Here is a 23013-nt window from a genome sequence, read left to right on the forward strand (position 1 = left end):
TAAAGGGGCTTTACTTAACAAGGGGTGTTATTATGTTAGAGAAAACAACGCGCATCAATTTTTTATTAGATTTCTACCAAGCATTATTGACACCAAAGCAACGGAATTATATGGAATTGTATTATTTAGAAGACTATTCTTTAGGAGAAATATCAGAGGCTTTCAATGTGTCTAGACAAGCGGTTTATGATAATATACGTCGTACAGAATCAATGCTTGAAAGTTATGAAGACAAATTGAAACTTTACAAAAAGTTTTTAGAACGTCAAGCATTGTTAAATAAATTAAGTGACGCTGTTGAGCCTTATGAAGCTAAAGAAATTAACAATTATGTTGAACAATTAAAAGAATTAGATTAGGAGGGTTTCCTCTATGGCATTTGAAGGTTTAGCTGACCGTCTGCAAAGTACAATAAAAAAGATGACGGGAAAAGGAAAAGTAAGTGAGCAAGATGTTAAGGAAATGACTCGAGAAGTTCGTCTAGCATTACTTGAAGCAGACGTTAATTTTAAGGTTGTTAAAGATTTTGTCAAGCGCGTAAAAGAACGTGCAGTTGGCGCAGAAGTAATGGAAAGCTTAACCCCTGGTCAACAGGTGATTAAAATTGTTAAAGAAGAACTCACTGCCTTAATGGGTGGAGAACAGAGTAAAATTGCTGTCTCTGAACGTCCGCCTACTGTGATTATGATGGTAGGTTTACAGGGGGCTGGTAAGACAACCACAAGTGGTAAATTGGCCAACTTACTTAGAAAGAAGCATAACCGTAAACCATTGCTAGTTGCGGCTGATGTGTATCGTCCCGCAGCGATTGATCAGTTGCAAACCGTAGGGAAACAATTAAGCATTCCTGTGTTTGCGAAAGGAACGGATGCGAATCCTGTTGATATCGCTAATGAAGCGATTGCTCATGCTAAAGAAGAACACTATGACTATGTCCTTATCGATACGGCAGGACGTTTGCATATCGATGATAACTTAATGGATGAACTTGCACGCATTAAAGGTGATGTAAGCCCTGATGAGATTTTTCTAGTGGTTGATGCTATGACAGGACAGGATGCAGTAAATGTTGCTGAAAGTTTTGATCAGCAATTAAATGTATCTGGTGTTATCTTAACAAAACTTGATGGTGATACACGTGGTGGAGCGGCTTTATCAATAAGAGCAGTTACGGATAAACCCATTAAATTTGCAGGTATGGGGGAGAAATTAGATGAGCTGGAAGCATTCCACCCAGAAAGAATGGCTTCTCGTATATTAGGGATGGGCGATGTCCTTACTTTAATTGAAAAGGCTCAAGATAACGTTGATGAGAAAAAGGCGAAAGAATTAGAAGAAAAAATGCGATCAGCTTCCTTCACTTTTGATGATTTTCTAGATCAAATGGAGCAAGTTAAAAGTATGGGGCCATTAGAAGACCTACTTGGCATGATACCAGGTGCTAATAAAATGAAAGGTCTAAAAAATGCCCAAATTGACGAGAAACAATTGGTCCATGTTGAAGCCATTGTTAAATCAATGACCAAACAGGAACGTCAAGATCCAAGCCTTATGAATGCAAGTCGAAAAAAACGTATTGCAAAAGGGGCAGGACGTCCGGTTTCAGAAGTAAATCGATTATTGAAACAATTTGAAGAAATGAAAAAAATGATGAAACAAATGTCTGGTATGCAAGGTGGAAAAAAGGGAAAAAGGAAAAAAGGTTTTAATTTACCCTTTATGTAATGTAAAAACACTTTACAGATAGAAAATAATCTGATAAAATCTAAACTTGTGTAAAACATTTAGTAATGGAGGTGCGAAACATGGCAGTTAAAATTCGTTTAAAGCGTATGGGATCTAAACGTAACCCATTTTATCGTGTAGTTGTAGCTGACGCACGTGCTCCACGTGACGGGCGTATTATCGAACAAATTGGCACATACAATCCGGTTGTTAATCCGGTTGAAGTGAAATTAGATGAAGAAAAAGCATTAAACTGGATGGCTAATGGCGCGAAGCCTAGTGATACAGTTCGTAATCTGTTCTCTAAAGAAGGCATCATGAAGAAATTCCACGACCAGAAAAACCAAAAATAAGGTGGCGTGATAACATGGAAGCCTTAATAACTACAATTGTTCAACCATTTGTTGATTATCCGGAAGATGTCGAGGTAGCAGTTAAAGAAGAAGCGAATAAAATCGTTTATCATTTAACGGTTAATCCTGAAGATGTTGGTAAGGTGATTGGCAAGAATGGTCGAATTGCTAAGTCAATTCGAACAGTCGTGTATGCCGCGTGTACAGATACAAAGAGACGTGTCTATCTTGACATTATGTAAGTCTTTAACAGGGGAAGGGAGAACCTTTCCCTGTTTTCTGTATAAAATGAACCCTCAATCAGGACATTAGCGTCCGTTATCATCCACCTGAATGATTTACCCATTCTCTCTATTTTGAGGTATGTGTTTAACGAACAGTTTTCTGTGAGAAACTGTATATGGTTAATAAAACAAGATAATTTTAAATGGTTGATTAATATCAATTAAGTCTTTAGCGCCATCAATTTACTTAGACATAGAAGCTGACTTGACAAATAGTCCAGCTAAAGACTTAACAAGTAGCATGATAGCAAAGAATCGCCAATTATTTGCAAAAGTAGGTGAAAAGATGACAACATTTTTTAATGTAGGTAAAATAGTCAATACCCATGGCATTAAAGGCGAGGTTAAAGTTGTCCGCATTACTGATTTTGAAGATCGATTTAAGGTAGGAAATATCTTATATTTATTTTTAAAGCATTCTCAAGAACCAATCAAGCTAACGGTTAAACAACATCGCAAACACAAGCAATTTGATATGCTATTGTTTGAAGGTTACACGTCGATTAATCATGTTGAACACTTCAAAGAAGGTATGCTAAAAGTCCATAAAGATAATCAGACCGCACTTGATGACGGCAGCTATTATTATCATGAAATTATCGGTTGCCACGTCTATACGGTCACCGACGAATATATTGGTGAAATTAATGAGATTTTATCGCCAGGAGCAAATGATGTTTGGGTGATAAAAAAAGAGGGAGAAAAGGATCTATTAATTCCTTATATTACCCCCGTTGTCAAAGAGGTAGATATTCTTGAGAAAAAAATTATAATTCAACCAATGGAAGGATTATTGTCATGATGAAAATTGACATTTTAACTTTGTTTCCTGATATGTTTGAAGGAGTATTGAATGCTTCGATAATGAAAAAGGCCCAAGAGCAAGAGGCGTTTCAATATCGTACCATTGATTTCCGTCAGTATACGACCAATAAGCATCAAAAAGTTGATGATTATCCATATGGGGGAGGCGCTGGTATGGTATTAATGCCACAGCCTATATTTTCGGCGATTGATGATATTGAAATCGATCCATCTAAAACACCTCGCATTATTTTAATGTGCCCTCAAGGTGAGCAACATACACAGGGAAAAGCTGAAGAGTTAGCTCAAGAAGACCATTTGATTTTTATCTGTGGGCATTATGAAGGATATGACGAGCGGATTCGTGAACATTTGGTTACCGATGAAATATCAATAGGAGATTTTGTATTGACCGGAGGGGAATTAGGGGCAATGGTGGTGATTGATAGTGTCGTGCGTCTTTTACCAGATGCCTTAGGAAATATTGATTCTGCAAAAGAAGACTCTTTTTCCACTGGTTTACTGGAGCATCCACATTATACAAGACCGGCAGAGTTTAGAGGTTATCAAGTTCCTGATATATTAAGATCAGGCCATCATGAGAAAATAGCAGAATGGCGAAGAAAACAATCATTAATTCGCACGAAACATAGACGGCCAGATTTGTTAGATAATTATCCACTATCTGAAGAAGAAAAGAATTGGCTAGGTGATGAATAAAACGGTTGTTTGTTCTTGAATCGCCCTTTTTTTTGTGTTATATTATTAGTTGTGCTTAAGTGAATACTTATGCAAGAAAACAATGTTCCGCTGTCATGAACTTATCTGGCATGAGCATTAGTTAAGAAGGAGTGTATAGACATGCAACAATTAATCGCAGACATTACTAAAGATCAGTTGCGTACAGACAGACCAGACTTTCGTCCTGGTGATACGGTCAAAGTTCACGTTAAAGTAGTCGAAGGTACACGTGAACGTATTCAGGTATTTGAAGGTGTTGTCATTAAGCGCCAAAATGGTGGAATTAGTGAAACATTTACTGTACGTAAGATTTCTTATGGTGTTGGTGTGGAACGTACTTTCCCAGTCCATTCACCACGAGTAGATAAGATTGAAGTAACGCGTCGTGGACGTGTTCGTCGCGCTAAACTTTACTACTTGCGTAATTTACGTGGTAAAGCAGCACGTATTAAAGAAATTCGCTAATTTTAAAGGTGAAAGAAGCTTGAAGATTCAAGCTTCTTTTTTCTACGTTAGGAAATAATTAAAATGTCGTCACAGAAGTGGCAAGCACCGAAGTACACATTTAAAAGGGCTAGGTATTAGAAAAGCGAATCCACTAATGTAAAGATGGTCGAAGTTATAAAACGCAGCTTCAATCCGTGAGCGTTTCATGGGCGGTTCTTTGATAAAATAGGCACTGGTGATTTGCAGGAATTGTAATTTAGGGGTGATAATATGACGATTCAATGGTTTCCTGGCCATATGGCTAAAGCCAAAAGAGAAGTACAAGAGAAATTAAAATTAGTTGATTTTGTCATTGAATTAGTTGACGCTCGAGCACCTCAAGCATCACAAAATCCAATGCTTCATCAAGTACTACAACAAAAACCAAAAATGCAAGTGTTAATGAAAAAAGATTTGGCTGATGCTAGCATAACTAAAGCATGGTTACTTGAGATTAAAGGAAAAGGTAATCAAGCGATTGCTGTTGATGTTCAAAAAAAAGAAGATATTCAACAGGTGATTGAAGTTGCTAGAGAAATGATAGTGGATAAGATGATGCGTTTACAGAAAAAAGGTGTTCGTCCTCGTCCCGGAAGAGCAATGATTATCGGCATTCCTAATGTTGGAAAATCAACTTTAATTAATCGATTAGCCCATAAAAAAATAACTAAAACAGGTGATCGGCCAGGTGTCACCACAGCTCAACAGTGGATAAAAGTCAAAAAAGATTTTGAATTGTTAGACACACCTGGAATATTGTGGCCGAAATTCGAAGATGAAGCTGTTGGCTACCGCTTAGCAGCATTAGGTACCATAAAGGATCAACTCTTATCTTTAGAAGATATAGCCAACTATCTGTTGCAGCATATGAGTCGTTTCTATCCTGAATTGTTAAATGAACGGTATCAACTCGAAGATACAAGAGCTGATGTCGTAAAAATGTTTGAACATATTGGTCAATTGCGAGGAGCACTTACAACAGGAGGAAATGTTGATATCGACAAAACAGCTGAATTAGTCATTCGAGATTTTCGTTCGGGTAAGATAGGGTCTATATCTTTAGAGCGGCCAAGCGAAGGTATCTAGAGCTAGAAACGCAAGCGGGATCTCACTTATCCCACTTGCGTTTTTGTATTTCATAAAAAGAACAGTAATTCGTTTAGCGACTTCAAGATGGTTTGATTTGGTCGATATATAAATTAAATTAAAGCAGAGGTGTAGACATTGGCTGATCGGACAATAAAAGAAATAAAAGCATTATTACAGACAGAGAAGGTAAGTGATGACTTATTAAGATCATTAGAGACTGATCAACGCCAAGGTGTAAAACAAGCGGTAACAACCTATAAAAAAATGCTAGAAAAAGAAGCAAAGTTGCAAGAACAGTGGCAATCCATGCAAGAGTATGAGCGTTATTACTATGATAAAGGAAAGCATTATATTGCTGGTGTCGATGAAGTCGGGAGAGGACCATTAGCGGGTCCTGTGGTGGCTGCGGCTGTTATTTTGCCAGCTACGTGTCAATTAGTTGGATTAACAGATTCAAAGAAGCTTTCAAAGAAAAAACGCGAATGCTTTGCAAAACAGATACAGAAGCAAGCGATTAGTATTGGCATTGGTCGCGTTGATAATGAAGTGATTGATCAAATTAATATATATCAAGCGTCACTATTAGCTATGGAACAAGCGATTAAGCAACTTTCACCAGTACCAGATCAATTATTAATTGATGCGGTTTCTTTACCACGCTTAACGATTGATCAAGACCCAATTATTAAAGGTGATCAAAAAAGCATTTCAATAGCAGCTGCGAGTATTATAGCTAAAGTGACAAGGGACAAAATCATGCTAGACTATCATCTTAGCTATCCTTATTATCAATTTGATAAAAATCAAGGTTATGGCACGCGTGCGCATTTAAATGGGATGGAGCAGCATGGCATCACTGCTATTCATCGTCAGTCATTTGCTCCTGTTCGAGACTATATTTAAGGAGGTATAACGATTATGGATTCCAGGCTTTCTACTATTTCTTCCTATGTTCAATCAGCAGAGACATCGCAGAACTCAAAGCCTTTAGCGCTTCGCCAAGGGCAGGTTATGTTAGGGAAGATAACAAAGTTGCTTCCAAATCAAGTGGCGACGGTTCAATTGGGAAATCACGAAGTGACGGCTAAACTTGAGACTGCCTTATCAATAGGGAAGGCCTATTTATTTGAAGTCGTCTCCATTGATGATATACCTCAGCTAAAAGTAGTACCAACACCTGTTACCGAATCGAATGTATCTGATCAAATTGTAGCATTATTAAGCAAGCTTGGCTATGCAGATGCAAAAGAAATGCAAGGGTTTTTGCAAGATCTTATGACCCAGCAAACACCCTATAAATTGCAAGATTTAAGTGAAGCTCTGTCCATTATAAAGCAATATCCGAGTGAGCAAACGAAGGCAGTACTGACAGACATGCTAAAGAAACAAGTACCTATTACAGAAGCAGCATTTCAGGCTGTAAAAGCAACGGAAGCTGATTCGATTGAAAGCCAGTTAACAAAGGTATTTCAAACGCTTAATCAACAAACGTCACTCAATCATGCTGAAAAACAATTATTATCTGAGCTTTCTACTTTACTTAATAAAAACACCTCGGACATTGGGCAGACAAATGATCAACAACAAGTCAATTTACCTACCAGTCATACCAATAAATTAACAAATCCTACCTCGGTGCGTTCAGATAATGCGGAACAAGTCGTAAGAGGTTCAGGAAAGCAAATAGCAAATCAAAATATTTTTCTATCGGATTTTAACAAGCAATTACCTTTAAGTAATAAATTAATTTACCAATTTCAAAAAGTTTTAACACTGATTTCTAATGATCAGCATCAGCCAGGTTCATCTGATCAAGGTTTACAGCAATTAGTGAAGTTATTAAACAATAATATAACTTTCACAAAAATAACGGCGCATTTAAATAGTCAAGTTATCACTGAGTTAGAAGCATTTGTTGAAGAACCTACGAGGCAGCAATTTTTAAAGGTAGCTGAACCGTTAGAACAACTGTTTAAAGCCCAATATCGGACAAGTGAGCAACCTGAACATTTTCACTTATTAAATCAATTTACTAATGCGTCTAAGGATCTGTTTTCAACACGTGATTTATTCCTCATTAAAATGAAAGATTATTTCCAAAATAGTGGGCTTGATTATGAATATAATATTAATAATCAAATAACACGTGATGGTGAGCATTCAACTCAGCTGAAGCAATTATTACTTCAGGTGATAAATAGTCCATCTAGTTCTACTCGAGAAATTGAAAGTGCATTAAATACGTTTACAGGACATCAATTATCCCTTATAAATGAAGATGCAAGTTTTATTCATATTTCTACACAAATCCCAGGAATGTTTGGTGTTAATGAAGATATCGGCCTAGAATTCTATAGTAAAAAGGATGAAAATGAAAAAATAGATCCTAACTATTGTCGAATTGCCTTTTATCTTGAATTAGACCAACTCGGCACGACTATGGTTGATATGAATGTCCAAAATCGATTTGTACAGATGACTGTCTATAACAATGAAGATATATCTAAAAGCTTACACGTTTATAAGCCGACATTAAAAGAAGGATTAGATAAATTAGGTTATACGTTAGCTACGGTGCATTATAAGCCTTTACCAGATGATCCTTCTGAATTATCAATACGGCCTGAACTCACTAAAGAAGTCAATCAATCGAGTCGTTTGGATGTGAGAATTTGAAAAAGGATAATTATTATAAGAAAGCAGTAGCACTCCAATATAATCAAGAAAAGAAGACAGCGCCGGTGGTAAAGGCAACAGGAAAAGGCTATGTTGCGGAAGAAATTTTGAAGCGAGCAAAACAGGCTGATGTTCCTATCCAGCAAGATAAAAGCCTCGTTGAAGTATTAGCTGAATTAAATATAAATGATCGTATACCAGAGGAACTCTATCAGGCAGTAGCAGAAGTCTTTGCTTATATATATAAAATTGACAAAAGTAAAAATGATGATAATTAAAAACACGAGTCTTTCAAGTATGTGGTGCTTGTCCCTTTTGTGAAACTGGCAGTATATCCAGCGCTTAAGACAGTAAATAATGACTGCTCATTATTTTATAAAACGACCTTCACTTAACGTCCGTTAGTTCCCGCCTAAATCGATAAGTTCTATTCTCTATTTTGAGGCGGGTGTTTTACGGACGATTATTTGTGATGAATGGCATACTGATTCAGTTTGCATCCAACTTATGTCATTTAATTATAGACAAATAAGCTAAGATTCAATAAACTGTAGATAAATATAAATAATAAGGAGTGTCTAGTATTGAATGACCCACGCTGTCGTCTGATTTACCTTGCCCAAAATCCACAGTTATCACGTTCGCTTCTTCTTACATTTCTAAAAGAAGACCACACATTAGAACCCCTCTTTACAGCTTCCGTGAAAGACTTAGCTAATAAATATCATTTGCCTGCCTCAAAAGCGCATACACTATACGGTTATGTTCGAGACAAAGATAACTTTGATCGTTTGCTGAGTCGATTGTCTCGTTTTAAAATTTGGACAATTCTTGACTCTGATTTTCCTTTACTGTTAACCTTAATACCTGACCCACCGCTTGTATTATATGGTTTAGGACAGGCTTCTTTAATAGATCAAATGCCTTCACTGGCTGTTGTGGGTACCCGACATCCATCAAAAACAGCTAAAAAGCACATGTATAAATTATTAAAGCCGTTGGTTGATAATAATTGGGTACTGATTAGTGGAATGGCGTATGGGATTGATGGTTATGCCCACCGATTAGCTGATTATTATGGCGGAAAAACAATAGCTGTTCTTGCAGGCGGATTAGAGTATCCTTATCCGCCTGGACATTTAAATCTCTATAACCGATTGATTGAAAATCAGTTAGTTATTTCTGAATACCCACCGTTCGATAAACCAAAACGCTATCAATTTCCTGAGCGCAATCGACTAATAAGTGGACTTAGCTTTGCGACATTAGTCATTGAAGCCAAACATAAAAGCGGTTCTTTAATTACCGCAGATCAAGCCCTAGAGCAAGGGAAAGATGTTTTTGCTGTCCCTGGAGCGATTAGTCAACCACAATCACAAGGCTGTCATGAATTAATTCAAAATGGTGCAAAATTAGTTCAAAATACCTATGATATATTACAAGAATGGGAATCATTTAACCGAAAATGGTGTCGAATGATGTTAGAAAGCAATCAAAATCCCGCTCTGGGATAAAATTTATTTACTGATAAATTTGACAAATACTTAAAAAGTATTTAATAATAGTGAAGATTTATTTCATCTCGTTTCAATTAAATAGAAAACCTCTTGGGAGGGAAAATGATGGCAGATTATTTAGTAATTGTTGAATCACCAGCTAAAGCAAAGACAATTGAACGCTATTTAGGCAAAAAGTATAAAGTAAAAGCTTCGATGGGACATATTCGTGACTTACCTAAAAGTCAGATGGGAGTGGATGTAGAAGACGACTACACACCCAAATATATTACCATTAGAGGAAAAGGCCCTGTTTTAAAAGAATTAAAAACAGCGGCGAAAAAAGTTAAAAAAGTATACTTAGCAGCTGACCCCGATCGCGAAGGAGAAGCTATTGCTTGGCACTTGGCGCATAGCTTAGAGATTGATGACCAATCTGATTGTCGCGTTGTTTTTAATGAAATCACTAAAGATGCTATAAAAGATTCTTTTAAACATCCAAGACGTATTAATATGGATTTAGTAGATGCTCAACAAGGGCGTCGAATTTTAGATCGCTTAGTCGGTTATAATATTAGCCCGTTACTTTGGAAGAAAGTTAAGAAGGGACTAAGTGCTGGTCGCGTTCAATCGGTCGCTGTTAAGATGATTATTGACCGAGAAAGAGAAATTGAGAATTTTAAGCCTGAAGAATATTGGTCGATTGATGGTCAATTTCTAAAAGAGGCTGATCAATTTGAAGGTTCATTTCACAGTTTAGACGGTAAAAAAGTTGATTTACCTAATAAAGATGAAGTCGATCGCATTTTAAGTCGACTATCAAATAAATCTTTTACAGTTGATCAAGTAAAGAAGAAAGAACGCAAAAGAAATCCGGCTTTACCTTTTACGACTTCCTCGTTACAGCAAGAGGCAGCTAGAAAACTAAATTTTAGAGCAAGAAAAACAATGATGGTAGCTCAACAATTATATGAAGGTATTGATTTAGGTAAAAAAGAAGGTGGAATTACGGGTTTAATTACCTACATGAGAACTGATTCCACGCGATTATCAGAAACAGCACAGTCTGAAGGAAGAAACTATATTACAGAACAATATGGTGAAGCGTTTTTAGGAGCCGCAAGGAAAAATAAAAATGCTGAAAAGGCTCAAGACGCGCACGAGGCTGTCCGGCCAACATCGGCTTTTCGTGATCCGAATTCGTTAAAACCCATTTTATCTCGAGATCAGTATCGACTATATAAATTAATTTGGGACCGATTTATTGCAAGTTTAATGGCACCAGCGATTATGGACACGATGACGGTCCATTTAGTGCAAAATGGTGTACAGTTCCGAGCTACCGGATCGAAAATAAAGTTCAAAGGTTTTATGAAAGTCTATATTGAGGGTAATGACGATAATAAAAAAGAGACAGATAAGTTATTACCAGCTTTGGAAGAAGGAATGGTTGTTAAGGCGGAAAAAATAGTGCCAAATCAACATTTTACACAGCCACCTCCACGGTATACAGAAGCACGTTTAGTAAAAACAATGGAGGAGAAGGGGATTGGACGACCTTCAACTTACGCTCCTACCTTAGATACCATCCAACGAAGGGGCTATGTAACCTTAGATAACAAAAGGTTTATACCAACTGAACTCGGTCAAATCGTCATTGAACTCGTGATTGAGTTTTTTCCAGAAATTATCGATTTAGACTTTACTGCAAAGATGGAAGATGATTTAGATGCTATTGAGGAAGGGACGACCAACTGGGTAAAAATTATCGACCATTTCTATCAAGATTTTGAAAAGCGCTTAGAGAAGGCTGAAAAAGAGATGGAAAAAGTTGAAATAAAGGATGAACCTGCAGGTGAAGACTGTGAGAAATGTGGTCACGAAATGGTCTACAAAATGGGGCGTTATGGGAAGTTTATGGCATGTTCAAACTTTCCAGATTGTCGTAACACAAAGCCGATTCTAAAAGAAATAGGTGTTGAGTGCCCCAAATGTAAGAAAGGGCAGATTGTCGAGCGTAAGTCAAAAAAACGTCGAACTTTTTATGGCTGTGATCAATATCCAGACTGTGATTTTCTGTCCTGGGATAAGCCTATTTCACGTCCATGTCCTAAGTGTAATGAATTGCTAGTAGAGAAAAAAGTGAAGAAAGGTATGCAAATTCAGTGTTCATCTTGTGATTATAAAGAAGAACCACAAAAGTAATCAATTAAAACTGTGCAATTGGGGGTAGGTATCCTTAGGGTCGATCCTCTTTTGCGCAGTTTTATTTTAATGTCCTCGTTTCAAATATAAGGTTTAACATTCAGGTGAATTTAAGGCAAAGCATGACATGTCCAGTTACTTTAAAAGTAATATTATTTTATTTGTTGACATAGACAAACAATAACGATATACTTACCCGTTGGTAAGTGTATTTGCTTGACAGGGTTTGAGTATGCTAAAATCATAATTAATAAAGGATTCAGAACTTTATCATAATTCGGTAAATGAGTTGCGTTAATTTCCATAATATGATACGGTTTAATCGCCTACTATAATGAGGTGAAAAAGTGGTAGTATATGATTCTATTGAAAAACAATTTTCTTTGTATTTACAAATTGAAAAGAATGCTTCTCCATATACATTAATAAATTATAAACAAGATTTAAATATTTTTTTTCAATTTTTACACAAAGAACAAATGAAATCATTAAATGAAGTAGATGATCGTGTTGTACGTCTCTTTTTAACTAATTTATATGAACAAAAGCTTAGTCGAAAAAGTGTTGCGCGTAAGATTTCAACTTTGAGAACGTTTTACCGATATTTAGAACGTGAAGAAATTGTAGAAAACAACCCTTTTTTGTCAATCGCTTTACCTAAAGCGGAACAACCATTACCTCACTTTCTTTATAAAGAAGAGTTAGCGCAGCTTTTTATGGCTAGTGATTTGTCATCGCCATTAGGGCAACGAAATCAAGCGCTACTAGAATTAATGTATGCTACAGGTATCCGTGTCAGTGAATGTCAGGGTTTGACCATTGATGCACTCGATTTCTCTTTACATACTGTACTTGTTTATGGGAAGGGAAGAAAAGAGCGTTATGTTCCATTTGGGACTTTTGCAGCTACAGCATTACAACGATACATAGCGGAAGGCAGACAGCAATTATTAACTAAGAGCAATCTAGATAGCTCGGCTGTTTTTTTAAATGCCAAAGGAACACCACTAACGGATAGAGGTATCCGTTTTATTTTAAATAAGATAGTTAAAGATGCTGCATTGACCATTCATATTCACCCACACGCTCTACGTCATACGTTTGCTACGCATCTATTGAATGAAGGCGCTGATTTGAGAAGTGTGCAAGAGCTGTTAGGTCATGACCATCTTTCGTCAACGCAAATATACACCCATGTGACGAAAGATCGCTTAAAAGATGTTTATATGAAAAATCATCCTCGAGCAAAGAAACGATAATAAGTAATGAGGTGAATGTATGGAAACACAATTTCATGCGACAACAATTTTTGCTACCCACCATAAGGGCAAATGTGCGATGAGTGGGGATGGTCAAGTTACTATGGGGAACGCCGTTGTTATGAAGCATAAAGCTAAAAAAGTCCGGAAGCTATTTAGAGGCCAAGTTCTTGCTGGATTTGCAGGCTCTGTAGCTGATGCTTTCACCCTATTTGAAAAATTCGAAGCTAGACTGGAAGCGTTTAATGGCAATTTAGAGCGTTCTGCGGTTGAGCTTGCTAAAGAATGGCGTAGCGATAAAACACTCCGTAAGTTAGAAGCGATGTTAATCGTTATGAACAAAGAAACGCTTTTGTTAGTATCGGGCACGGGTGAAGTTATTGAGCCTGATGATGGTATATTGGCGATTGGTTCTGGGGGACAATATGCTTTAGCAGCTGGTAGGGCATTAAAGCGTTACAGTCCGGATAAGACAGCAGCTGAAATTGCTAGAGCAGCTTTAGAAATAGCCGGTGAAATTTGTGTGTTTACCAATGATCAAATTGTTTTAGAGACACTCGATTAAGTCGCATTGGAGGTGGAGGGGTTGAAAGCAGATCTTTCGCCCAAAGAAATTGTTAAAGAATTAGATCGATATATTATTGGGCAGAAACAAGCCAAGAAGTCTGTTGCTATCGCCTTAAGAAATCGAGTAAGACGAATGAAATTAGAAGAAAAAATGAGAGAAGAAATTGTTCCAAAAAACATCTTGATGATTGGGCCTACAGGTGTCGGTAAAACAGAAATTGCTAGGAGACTTGCTAAATTAGTTGGTGCCCCTTTTGTGAAAGTAGAGGCAACGAAATTTACTGAAGTAGGTTATGTCGGACGTGATGTAGAATCGATGATTAGAGATTTAGTTGAGATGGCGATTCGAATGGTTAAACAAGAAAAGATGCAAGAAGTCCAATTAAAAGCTGAGGAGCAGGCGAACGAAAAACTAGTAAAATTACTTGTTCCAATAGTAAAAAAGCAGCAGAACCATATAAAAAACCCATTTGAAGTCTTTTTTTCACAAAACGATCAAGAGGATGACAGTGACGAGCAGTCGCAAGTAGATGAGGAAAAGCTTCAAAAAAGGAAACAACTCGCTCACCAGCTTGCGCTTGGAGAACTTGAAGATACAATGGTGACGATTGAAGTAGAAGAGCAACAAAACACAATGTTTGATATGATGCAAGGATCAGGCATGGAGCAAATGGGCATTAACATGCAAGATATGTTTGGGCAATTTATGCCGAGGAAAACAAAGAAGCGAAAATTGCCGGTTAGTGAAGCGCGCAAAGTATTATCACAACAAGAAGCACAAAAGTTAATTGATATGGATGAAGTTGCACAGCTTGCTTTAGATCGTGTGGAGCAATCTGGGATGGTGTTTATTGATGAAATAGATAAAGTAGCAGGTAAAAGTGATCATCAAGCAAACGTATCCCGTGAAGGGGTTCAGCGCGATATTTTACCGATTATCGAAGGTTCAACTATTGTAACGAAGTATGGGGCTGTGAAGACAGATCATATTTTATTTATAGCAGCAGGAGCTTTTCATATGGCGAAGCCTTCAGATTTAATCCCTGAACTTCAAGGGCGTTTTCCAATTAGAGTTGAATTAGAGAAATTATCCGTAGATGATTTTAAACGTATATTAAAGGAGCCATCGAATGCGTTACTTAAGCAATATCAGGCCTTATTAAAAACGGAAGACGTTCAAGTCCATTTCACTGATGAAGCCATTATAAGAATAGCAGAAGTGGCCTTTCAAGTTAACCAAGAGACAGATAATATTGGAGCAAGAAGGCTTCATACGATACTGGAAAAGTTATTAGAAGATCTATCGTTTGAAGCTAATGATATTACCATGCCATCAATTGAGATTACACCACAGTATGTAGACGAAAAGCTAAGTTCAATTGCAAAAAATAAAGATTTAAGTCAATATATATTATAGCTATAGTTACCACGAATGGAGGAATAACATGGAGTTATTAGATCGTGCAAGAAAAATAAATTCAATCTTACAAGGGACCACAGGTAAATCTGTAAACTTTAATGAAATGGCGGTCACACTGCAAGAGATTATCGCTGCTAACATATTTGTTGTAAGCCGAAAAGGTAAACTTCTTGGTTTTTCAATTAATCAACAAATAGAGAATGCACGTATGAAAGCAATGTTAGAAGAAAGACAATTTCCAGAAGCTTACACAGAAAGCTTGTTCAATATTCAGGATACGACACCAAATATTGATATAGATAGCCCGTATACTGCCTTTCCAGTAGAGAATAAGGATTTGTTTAAAGAAGGGTTAACAACGATTGTCCCAATTATCGGAGGAGGAGAACGATTAGGGACGTTAATTCTTAGTCGTTTAAATGCCGACTTTAACAATGATGATCTGTTGTTAGCAGAATACGGTGCTACAGTAGTCGGTATGGAGATTTTACATGAAAAAACAGAAGCAATAGAAAAAGAAGCGCGATCTAAGGCTGTTGTTCAAATGGCGATTAGTTCACTATCTTATAGTGAACTGGAGGCAATTGAGCATATATTTGCGGAATTAGATGGTAAAGAAGGGCTATTAGTAGCAAGTAAAATTGCTGACCGAGTTGGCATTACACGCTCAGTAATCGTTAATGCCCTTAGGAAACTTGAAAGTGCTGGTGTTATTGAATCCCGATCTTTAGGCATGAAGGGAACATACATTAAAGTATTAAACAGTAAATTCCTTGTAGAATTACAAAAATTAAAGACAAATAATGATTAAAGAGGCTTTGCATGAGGATTCATGCAAAGTCCTTTTTTTATGGAGAATAGTTATAGATTTATCACAGGTAGCCGTCCATAAAACGCCTGCCTCAAAATAGAGCGTAGAGCAAATCTATTTAAGCGGGAGATAACGGACGCTAATGTCCTGATCCGCTCAGCTACCTAATCAGTGGGAAAAGAATGAAGCCCTCACGGATTGAAGGTTGATTTTATCTACGACATACAACAGGATTGAATATTGCACTAAGTATTATTTTCTAGGTAACAAGTTTCATATTATTCGTGTATTAGTTAAGGGCGAGTTGGGTTTATCAATAAATACATGGCTTCATCCAAGTATTTACTAGTAAACGCTATTATATAGGACATTTTAATTAAAAAACCAAAAATGATTCGTTTGTCCTATTAATAATCGATAAAAGTCAACAGTTGGAAGGAAGCTGTGTCCTTTGTTTCACTAGCTGTTTATAAAAATATTGTGGTTTTTTGCTGGTTAATGTTGAATGAATGCTTATATGACAAGAACTTCGTCTGATAAAAATCATTCATAAATCATTTATACAATCAAAGCTGTGATTCCAGACTAATTGAAAAGATTTAGTACGATAGTATCAAATTGTACAAAATAGGTCTGTAACTTTAGTCAGAATATATCAAAACAGCGTAGACAGGGGCATTGTTTTACAATACAATGACAATTAGATTACGAAAAAAATGTAGAAGAACAGTAAAGGAGGTTGCATCATGTCAATATTTGGAGCTTCAATTAACAATATTCAACACGGTTTAGATTACGCAATGGCAAAAAACCAAACGATAAATAATAATATTGCTAATGTTGACACTGCCAATTATAAAGCTAAAGATGTTCAGTTTAAAAGTTTACTAGAGCAACAAACAGCGAAAAACTTCCAAGCGAAACGAACGCACCCTCAGCACATAGACTTCGGTAATGATGCACAAGGATTTCGCGTAACTACTAACCAGAATACCCAATATAATCATAATGGAAATAACGTTGATATTGACAAAGAAATGACAGAGCTAGCAAATAACCAAATTTACTATCAAGCGCTCATTGATCGGTTGAATGGCGATTTTGGTAACTTACAAAATGTTATACGTGGAGGGCGTTAATTTTGAGTATATTTAACGGAATCAACACTAGTGCATCAGCGCTAACTGCTCAACGGCTAAGAATGGATACGATCTCTTCAAATATTGCTAACGCCGAAACCACTCGTGCGACCATTAATGAAGATGGTGAATTCGAACCATATCGGAGAAAAACAGTTAGATTTCAAGAACAAGGTCAGTCTTTTGCTAATCAACTAAGTAGAGTGCGTAATCGTCAGGGGAATGCAACGAGTAATGGTGTGAAAGTAGCTTCAATTAACGAGGACGACGAACCATTCGTCATGGTCTATAATCCAACACATCCAGACGCTAACGCTGAAGGCTATGTGGAAATGCCAAATGTTGATCCTTTGCAAGAGACGGTCGACTTAATGAGTGCTACGCGTTCATATGAGGCAAATGTAACGGCACTAAATGCCAATAAAGGAATGCTGATGAAAGCACTTGAGATTGGTAGATAATCAAGAGAGGGTGACTGAAAATGAGTGTTAATCTTCAATTTTTACAATCAATCCAACCAACGACTCGTATGCATACAAACGAAGAGGTTGAACGTTCCGCATCACCACAACAATTTTCAAATCGTCTAAAAGAAGCGATAAATCAGCTAAATCAATCACAAGTTGAGACAGAAATAAAAACCGAAATGTTAGTCAATGGTGAAATCGATGACTTACATGATGTGATGATCACAGCGCAAAAATCGACAATGTCTATGAGTTTAGCCGTTGAGGTGCAAAGCAAAGTTATAGATGCCTACAACGAAATGATGCGTATGCAAATTTAAATTAAAGCACTTCACTTGAAGGTTGTTTGGTATGGAGGCACATAATGAAAGAGAAAATGAATGAATACAGGATCAAAACAATTGAATTATGGAACTCAAGAACGAGAAAGCAAAAAGGTTTAATCATATCATCAATTTTATTATTTATGTTAATTGTTATCGGTGGTAGCTTCTTAGCAACACGCTCCACAATGGTTCCACTATATAATAACCTTACTGTACAAGAGGCAGGACAGATTAAGGAAGAATTAGATGCTCGAGGGATTCAAAACGAAGTCAGTGACTCTGGGACAACAATACATGTTCCGGAGGGAATGGCAGACAGCCTAATCGTTGATTTAGCTGCACAAGGTATCCCTAATAGTGGAAGTATTGATTACTCATTCTTTAGTCAAAACACTTCTTGGGGTGTTACAGATAATGAATTTGATATTATGAGACTTGACGCTATGCAAACGGAGTTAGGAAATTTGATTACGGGCATTACAGGTGTTGAACATGCAAATGTTATGATTAATTTGCCACAACAACAAGTCTTCGTTAGTGATGCTCAAGAAGAAGGCTCTGCTTCGATCGTCTTAACGATCGCACCTGGATACCAGTTTGAAGCTGATCAAATTAGTGGCCTTTATCATCTTATATCTAAATCTGTACCTAACCTGTCTCCTGATAATATCGTCATAATGGATCAAAACTTTAATTATTATGACCTCGATCAAGGGAATCAATTTTCTAGCGGCGACATCTATGCCAATCAACAGGAAATCAAACGTGATATCGAACGTGATATTCAACGTCGTGTTCAACAAATGTTAGGCACAATGATTGGTGGCGATAAAGTCGTCGTTTCTGTGACAACAGATATTGATTTTACACAAGAAGAACGGATTGAACAATTAGTTGAACCTGTTGATGAAGAAGAAATTGAAGGCTTACCTGTTAGCATTGAGACCATTCACGAAACATACTCTGGCGAGGGAGCTTTTGCTGGCGAAGTTGGTGCAGGTGAAGAAGATATTATGAATTATCCTGCTGGTGAAGCAGGAGAAGGTGACTATGAGTTAATCCAGGAATCGATCAATTATGAATTTAATAGAATTCAAAGAGATATTAATGAGAGCCCTTATAAAATTAGAGATTTAGGTATTCAAGTTGCTGTTGATAATCGCAGCCACGTATTAAACGATGAAGGTGAACCAGAATTACTAACAGCTGCAGAACAAGCTGAAGTAGAGGAAGGTATCGCTTCAATATTAGATTCAATAATTTCAACATCAGTAGATGCGAGTTATGGAGAAATTGATCCAACTCAAAATACTTCTATTGTTTTTCAAGAGTTTACTGGTTTAGATACAACGCAACAACCAACGGCAACGGGTATACCTCTTTGGATCTATATTGTTGGTGGTATTTTACTCGTAGCAGTGATTGCACTTATTGTTTTGTTGGTTCGTAACCGTAGGAATCAAGAGGATGAGCTTGCATATACAGAAGAACTTGAAGAACAATCTAATGAAGTACCGGAGATTGAAGAACCTGAAGCAACTGAAGGTGCTATAAAGAAAAAACAACTCGAAAAAATGGCAAAAGACAAACCAGACGATTTTGCCAAATTACTTCGATCTTGGATTTCAGAGGAATAGGGGGAGAGCTTGATGGCTAGGCAAAACCAAAAACTTACCGGACGCCAAAAAGCAGCAATTCTGCTTATTTCACTGGGTCCCGATGTATCTGCACAAGTATATAAACATTTAACTGAAGAAGAGATTGAAAAGTTAACATTGGAGATTTCTTCAGTGAAAAAAGTGGAAACAGAACAGAAAGAGGAAATTCTTGAGCAATTTCATCAAATCGCATTAGCCCAAGATTATATTACCCAAGGTGGTATTGGATACGCTAAAACAGTACTGGAGAAGGCTGTTGGAAATGAAGAGGCGCAAAATATTATTTCTAGGCTAACTTCATCACTTCAAGTGAAGCCGTTTGACTTTGCGCGGAAAGCAGATCCTGGACAAATACTAAACTTTATTCAAAGTGAGCATCCACAAACAATTGCACTCATTTTGTCGTATTTAGACAATGAGCAAGCAGGTCAGATTCTTTCTGAATTACCTCAAGAGATGCAAGCTGACATTGCCAAGAGGATTGCCATTATGGATTCTACTTCACCAGAAATTATCTATGAAGTAGAACAAATCCTAGAGCGAAAGCTCTCTGCAACGGTTACACAAGATTATACACAAACTGGCGGTATTCCAGCAGTTGTAGAAGTGTTAAATGGTGTGGATCGAAGTACAGAACGAACGATATTAGATGCTCTTGAGATTCAAGATCCAGAATTAGCTGAAGAAATCCGCAAGCGTATGTTTGTCTTTGAAGATATTGTTACGCTTGATAATAGAGCTATTCAACGCGTTATTCGAGAAGTTGAGAATGATGACCTCCGTCTTGCGCTGAAAGTGGCTAGTGAAGATGTTCAGGAAATTGTCTTTAGCAACATGTCCTCACGAATGGCAGAAACCTTTAAAGAAGAAATGGAATTCATGGGTCCTGTTCGTTTACGTGATGTAGAAGAAGCACAAACGCGAATTGTTGCAGCTATTCGTCGTCTAGAAGAGGTTGGCGAAATTGTCATCGCTCGTGGTGGAGGAGATGATGTTATTGTCTAACATGCACCATGACACTCCACAAAAGAAAAAAGTTATTGGATTAAAACCAATTGTATTCCCTAGTCAAGATATTGATCAAGAAGATGATCAAGCGAAGCAAGCAGAGAATTTAGCTGATCAAGTTGAATCAGCTAAACAACAGCTAGCAGATATTCAAGATAAGATGGATCAGAAAAAACAACAAACAGAAGAGCAAATAGCCCAAGCCAAAGAAAGTTGGCTATCAGAAAAACAAACATTGATAGAAGAGGCGAAGAAGACCGGGTTTAAAGAGGGGTTCAAACAAGGGGAAGAAGAAGCAGAACAAACGTTTAAAGATAAATTAATGCTTGCTGATCAAATAATAGAAACGGCAGAAAAAGAACGGGTTGCTGTTATTGATCAAGGTGAACCGGTGATTTTAACTTTAGCAATGAAAGTGGCAAGTAAAATTATTGGCTACGAAGTAAATGAGAATGCAGCATTTATCAACATGGTTAAGAGAGCTATTCAAGATGTTCACAATCAGCCTTCTGTAAAATTGCAAACGAGTGTCAATCAATTTGAGTTTGTTAGAGACCGTAAGGAGCAATTGATGTCCGTACTTGAACCGGATGTTAGTTTGACCATTTATCCGTCAGATAAACTGAACGATGGGGATTGTATTATCGAAACGCCCTATTCACGTTTAGATGTTTCAATTGATCAGCAATTGAATAAGATACGAACCGGTTTAATGGAGTTAATGGAGGAGATCAACCGTGGACATCAATAGTTATATTGAGACAATTGATCATATCGATTCGTATAGACGCTATGGGAAAATTAAAAGAGTCGTTGGTCTTATGATTGAATCGATTGGCCCAGCCGTTAATATAGGTAATGTTTGCTATATTCATTCAACAAACGGTGATCAAATCATGGCAGAAGTCGTTGGATTTAATGATGAGAATGTACTTTTGATGCCATATGGTCAAATGACGGATGTTGGACCTGGTAGTTTAGTAGAGGCGACCAATAAGCCGCTTATGATCAAAGTAGGTAGACCTCTAGTTGGTAGTGTCGTTAATGCATTAGGGATGCCATTAGATCAGTCGCAATTACCTTTAGGGTTGAATTATGTCAATACAGAACAAATGCCTCCCAACCCTTTGATGCGTCCGCGTATAACCGAACCAATAGAACTAGGGGTTAGGTCAATTGACACACTACTAACCGTAGGTAAAGGGCAAAGGGTAGGGATTTTTGCTGGAAGTGGTGTAGGAAAAAGTACATTGTTAGGTATGATTGCCCGAAACAGTGAAGCAGATATTAACGTCATCGCATTAATTGGAGAGCGAGGACGTGAAGTCAGAGAATTTATTGAAACAGATTTAGGACCTGAAGGTTTAAAACGTTCGATCGTCGTCGTAGCTACATCTGATCAACCTGCGTTAATGCGGATAAAAGGTGCCTATACCGCAACAGCAATTAGTGAGTATTTCCGAGATTTAGGTTATAACGTTAACTTAATGATGGACTCTGTAACACGTGTAGCTATGGCGCAACGCGAGGTAGGTTTAGCAACAGGAGAACCCCCTACAACAAAAGGTTATCCACCATCTGTATTTGCTACACTACCTAAATTACTAGAAAGAACCGGAACCAGCGACCAAGGTACGATTACCGCTTTTTATACCGTATTAGTTGATGGTGATGATTTAAATGACCCAATTGCTGATACAACAAGAGGGATATTGGATGGGCATTTTGTCTTGGATCGCAAACTTGCTGAACAAGGCCAATTTCCAGCAGTTAACGTTTTGAAATCGATAAGCAGGGTAATGCCACAAATTACAAATGAAGATGAACAGCAATTAGCAACACAAATGCGATCATATCTTTCGACCTATGAAGAAAATTATGAATTGATCCAAATAGGTGCATATAAAAAAGGAACGAGTAAGGCAGTTGATCAGGCTATCCAATTGCACCCTAAAATCATCTCATTCCTAAAACAACACGTTGATGAAAAATGTTCTAGAACGGAAGCTGTAGATTTGATGAAAACGGTCTTGCATGGGGGAGTTAAATAATGACAACAGTAAAAGCTTTTCATAAAATTCTTAACCACCAAGAACGATTGAAAAATCAAGCATACCTTGATTATCAAGAAGCTGTTAATGCATTTGAATTAATTGCTGAACAACTTTATCAACTTTTATACAAAAAAGAGCAAGTTGAAAAAGAGTATAACTATTATTTAACTTCTTCAGGTACAGTGACAACATTGGCTACGCATTATGCTTTTATTGAACAAATTAAGCAGAAAATATACGAAGTTGAAATGGAAGTTAATCGAAAGCGTTCAATCATGGAGCAAAAGCAACAAAAGTTAACGTCTGCTCATGTTGAAGTCAAGAAATACGAAAAAATAATTGAGAATAAACAAAAAAGAGCAGAGTTAAAAGTCAAATACCTTGAAAATCAAACAATGGACGAGCTGTCGTCGAGACAGCACTTTAATTATGGAAATAGGTGAAT

General features: G+C 37.1%; 25 protein-coding genes. All 25 read left to right on the forward strand.

Annotation, left to right across the window (positions count from 1 at the left end):
• Positions 1 to 32: 32 nt before the first annotated feature.
• On the forward strand, positions 33 to 359 hold the full coding sequence (locus tag B494_RS0107955; RefSeq protein ID WP_017471860.1) for a putative DNA-binding protein: 327 nt from the start codon (positions 33 to 35) through the stop codon (positions 357 to 359).
• 13 nt (positions 360 to 372) lie between these two features.
• Positions 373 to 1725: a signal recognition particle protein gene (gene ffh / locus B494_RS0107960; RefSeq protein ID WP_017471861.1), complete on the forward strand. Its 1353-nt coding sequence runs from the start codon at positions 373 to 375 to the stop codon at positions 1723 to 1725.
• An 80-nt stretch (positions 1726 to 1805) separates the two neighbouring features.
• Positions 1806 to 2078, forward strand: a complete 273-nt coding sequence (rpsP, locus tag B494_RS0107965) for a 30S ribosomal protein S16 (RefSeq protein ID WP_017471862.1) — start codon at positions 1806 to 1808, stop codon at positions 2076 to 2078.
• A gap of 14 nt (positions 2079 to 2092) precedes the next feature.
• Positions 2093 to 2320, forward strand: a complete 228-nt coding sequence (locus tag B494_RS0107970) for a KH domain-containing protein (protein ID WP_017471863.1) — start codon at positions 2093 to 2095, stop codon at positions 2318 to 2320.
• Positions 2321 to 2567: 247 nt separating this feature from the next.
• Positions 2568 to 3164, forward strand: coding sequence for a ribosome maturation factor RimM (gene rimM / locus B494_RS0107975; protein ID WP_017471864.1), 597 nt, complete (start codon positions 2568 to 2570; stop codon positions 3162 to 3164).
• Positions 3164 to 3886, forward strand: a complete 723-nt coding sequence (trmD, locus tag B494_RS0107980; RefSeq protein ID WP_026065189.1) for a tRNA (guanosine(37)-N1)-methyltransferase TrmD — start codon at positions 3164 to 3166, stop codon at positions 3884 to 3886. The genes rimM and trmD overlap by 1 nt, the downstream gene beginning before the upstream one ends.
• Before the next feature lie 141 nt (positions 3887 to 4027).
• Entirely contained in the window at positions 4028 to 4372 is a 345-nt protein-coding gene (gene rplS, locus B494_RS0107985) for a 50S ribosomal protein L19 (protein WP_017471866.1), read from the forward strand.
• A gap of 252 nt (positions 4373 to 4624) precedes the next feature.
• Entirely contained in the window at positions 4625 to 5479 is an 855-nt protein-coding gene (gene ylqF, locus B494_RS0107990) for a ribosome biogenesis GTPase YlqF (protein WP_017471867.1), read from the forward strand.
• A 138-nt stretch (positions 5480 to 5617) separates the two neighbouring features.
• On the forward strand, positions 5618 to 6385 hold the full coding sequence (locus B494_RS0107995; RefSeq protein ID WP_017471868.1) for a ribonuclease HII: 768 nt from the start codon (positions 5618 to 5620) through the stop codon (positions 6383 to 6385).
• Positions 6386 to 6400: 15 nt separating this feature from the next.
• Complete coding sequence (locus B494_RS0108000) at positions 6401 to 8158, forward strand: hypothetical protein (protein WP_017471869.1); 1758 nt, start codon at positions 6401 to 6403, stop codon at positions 8156 to 8158.
• Entirely contained in the window at positions 8155 to 8436 is a 282-nt protein-coding gene (locus B494_RS0108005) for an EscU/YscU/HrcU family type III secretion system export apparatus switch protein (protein WP_017471870.1), read from the forward strand. The genes B494_RS0108000 and B494_RS0108005 overlap by 4 nt, the downstream gene beginning before the upstream one ends.
• Before the next feature lie 306 nt (positions 8437 to 8742).
• Positions 8743 to 9672 carry a DNA-processing protein DprA gene (gene dprA, locus B494_RS0108010; protein ID WP_017471871.1) on the forward strand — a complete coding sequence of 310 codons (930 nt, stop codon included), beginning with the start codon at positions 8743 to 8745 and terminating at the stop codon, positions 9670 to 9672.
• Positions 9673 to 9780: 108 nt separating this feature from the next.
• A complete protein-coding gene (gene topA, locus B494_RS0108015) occupies positions 9781 to 11859 on the forward strand; it encodes a type I DNA topoisomerase (RefSeq protein ID WP_017471872.1) in 2079 nt (692 codons plus the stop codon).
• A 347-nt stretch (positions 11860 to 12206) separates the two neighbouring features.
• The gene (gene xerC / locus B494_RS0108020; protein WP_017471873.1) at positions 12207 to 13118 is read left to right on the forward strand and encodes a tyrosine recombinase XerC; all 912 of its coding nucleotides are present in this window, start codon (positions 12207 to 12209) and stop codon (positions 13116 to 13118) included.
• 19 nt (positions 13119 to 13137) lie between these two features.
• On the forward strand, positions 13138 to 13683 hold the full coding sequence (gene hslV / locus B494_RS0108025) for an ATP-dependent protease subunit HslV (protein WP_017471874.1): 546 nt from the start codon (positions 13138 to 13140) through the stop codon (positions 13681 to 13683).
• Between the two features lie 21 nt (positions 13684 to 13704).
• The gene (gene hslU / locus B494_RS0108030; protein WP_017471875.1) at positions 13705 to 15102 is read left to right on the forward strand and encodes an ATP-dependent protease ATPase subunit HslU; all 1398 of its coding nucleotides are present in this window, start codon (positions 13705 to 13707) and stop codon (positions 15100 to 15102) included.
• Between the two features lie 28 nt (positions 15103 to 15130).
• Entirely contained in the window at positions 15131 to 15916 is a 786-nt protein-coding gene (gene codY, locus B494_RS0108035; RefSeq protein ID WP_017471876.1) for a GTP-sensing pleiotropic transcriptional regulator CodY, read from the forward strand.
• Between the two features lie 746 nt (positions 15917 to 16662).
• Positions 16663 to 17055 carry a flagellar basal body rod protein FlgB gene (gene flgB / locus B494_RS0108040; protein WP_017471877.1) on the forward strand — a complete coding sequence of 131 codons (393 nt, stop codon included), beginning with the start codon at positions 16663 to 16665 and terminating at the stop codon, positions 17053 to 17055.
• 2 nt (positions 17056 to 17057) lie between these two features.
• Positions 17058 to 17516, forward strand: coding sequence for a flagellar basal body rod protein FlgC (gene flgC / locus B494_RS0108045; RefSeq protein ID WP_017471878.1), 459 nt, complete (start codon positions 17058 to 17060; stop codon positions 17514 to 17516).
• Between the two features lie 20 nt (positions 17517 to 17536).
• Positions 17537 to 17842: a flagellar hook-basal body complex protein FliE gene (gene fliE, locus B494_RS0108050; RefSeq protein ID WP_017471879.1), complete on the forward strand. Its 306-nt coding sequence runs from the start codon at positions 17537 to 17539 to the stop codon at positions 17840 to 17842.
• Positions 17843 to 17886: 44 nt separating this feature from the next.
• Positions 17887 to 19485 (forward strand): flagellar basal-body MS-ring/collar protein FliF, encoded by a 1599-nt coding sequence (fliF, locus tag B494_RS0108055; protein ID WP_017471880.1) that lies wholly within the window; start codon positions 17887 to 17889, stop codon positions 19483 to 19485.
• 12 nt (positions 19486 to 19497) lie between these two features.
• Positions 19498 to 20511, forward strand: a complete 1014-nt coding sequence (gene fliG, locus B494_RS0108060; RefSeq protein ID WP_017471881.1) for a flagellar motor switch protein FliG — start codon at positions 19498 to 19500, stop codon at positions 20509 to 20511.
• Position 20512: 1 nt separating this feature from the next.
• Complete coding sequence (gene fliH / locus B494_RS0108065; RefSeq protein WP_241211411.1) at positions 20513 to 21265, forward strand: flagellar assembly protein FliH; 753 nt, start codon at positions 20513 to 20515, stop codon at positions 21263 to 21265.
• Entirely contained in the window at positions 21252 to 22565 is a 1314-nt protein-coding gene (fliI, locus tag B494_RS0108070) for a flagellar protein export ATPase FliI (RefSeq protein ID WP_017471883.1), read from the forward strand. Before fliH ends, fliI begins: the two co-directional genes overlap by 14 nt.
• Positions 22565 to 23011: a flagellar export protein FliJ gene (fliJ, locus tag B494_RS0108075; RefSeq protein ID WP_017471884.1), complete on the forward strand. Its 447-nt coding sequence runs from the start codon at positions 22565 to 22567 to the stop codon at positions 23009 to 23011. The genes fliI and fliJ overlap by 1 nt, the downstream gene beginning before the upstream one ends.
• Positions 23012 to 23013: the final 2 nt, after the last annotated feature.

It is taken from the genome of Amphibacillus jilinensis Y1 (assembly GCF_000306965.1).
Lineage (GTDB): Bacteria > Bacillota > Bacilli > Bacillales > Amphibacillaceae > Amphibacillus_C > Amphibacillus_C jilinensis.

What these genes read in the sequence shown, in the direction of transcription:
- fliG (WP_017471881.1), top strand. Translation starts at nt 19,498, where the DNA reads ATGGCTAGGCAAAACCAAAAACTTACCGGACGCCAAAAAGCAGCAATT.
- B494_RS0107970 (WP_017471863.1), top strand. Translation starts at nt 2,093, where the DNA reads ATGGAAGCCTTAATAACTACAATTGTTCAACCATTTGTTGATTATCCG.
- trmD (WP_026065189.1), top strand. Translation starts at nt 3,164, where the DNA reads ATGAAAATTGACATTTTAACTTTGTTTCCTGATATGTTTGAAGGAGTA.
- B494_RS0108000 (WP_017471869.1), top strand. Translation starts at nt 6,401, where the DNA reads ATGGATTCCAGGCTTTCTACTATTTCTTCCTATGTTCAATCAGCAGAG.
- topA (WP_017471872.1), top strand. Translation starts at nt 9,781, where the DNA reads ATGGCAGATTATTTAGTAATTGTTGAATCACCAGCTAAAGCAAAGACA.
- ffh (WP_017471861.1), top strand. Translation starts at nt 373, where the DNA reads ATGGCATTTGAAGGTTTAGCTGACCGTCTGCAAAGTACAATAAAAAAG.
- flgB (WP_017471877.1), top strand. Translation starts at nt 16,663, where the DNA reads ATGTCAATATTTGGAGCTTCAATTAACAATATTCAACACGGTTTAGAT.
- rplS (WP_017471866.1), top strand. Translation starts at nt 4,028, where the DNA reads ATGCAACAATTAATCGCAGACATTACTAAAGATCAGTTGCGTACAGAC.
- B494_RS0107955 (WP_017471860.1), top strand. Translation starts at nt 33, where the DNA reads ATGTTAGAGAAAACAACGCGCATCAATTTTTTATTAGATTTCTACCAA.
- fliH (WP_241211411.1), top strand. Translation starts at nt 20,513, where the DNA reads ATGCACCATGACACTCCACAAAAGAAAAAAGTTATTGGATTAAAACCA.
- rpsP (WP_017471862.1), top strand. Translation starts at nt 1,806, where the DNA reads ATGGCAGTTAAAATTCGTTTAAAGCGTATGGGATCTAAACGTAACCCA.
- ylqF (WP_017471867.1), top strand. Translation starts at nt 4,625, where the DNA reads ATGACGATTCAATGGTTTCCTGGCCATATGGCTAAAGCCAAAAGAGAA.
- fliJ (WP_017471884.1), top strand. Translation starts at nt 22,565, where the DNA reads ATGACAACAGTAAAAGCTTTTCATAAAATTCTTAACCACCAAGAACGA.
- hslV (WP_017471874.1), top strand. Translation starts at nt 13,138, where the DNA reads ATGGAAACACAATTTCATGCGACAACAATTTTTGCTACCCACCATAAG.
- fliF (WP_017471880.1), top strand. Translation starts at nt 17,887, where the DNA reads ATGAAAGAGAAAATGAATGAATACAGGATCAAAACAATTGAATTATGG.
- fliE (WP_017471879.1), top strand. Translation starts at nt 17,537, where the DNA reads ATGAGTGTTAATCTTCAATTTTTACAATCAATCCAACCAACGACTCGT.
- codY (WP_017471876.1), top strand. Translation starts at nt 15,131, where the DNA reads ATGGAGTTATTAGATCGTGCAAGAAAAATAAATTCAATCTTACAAGGG.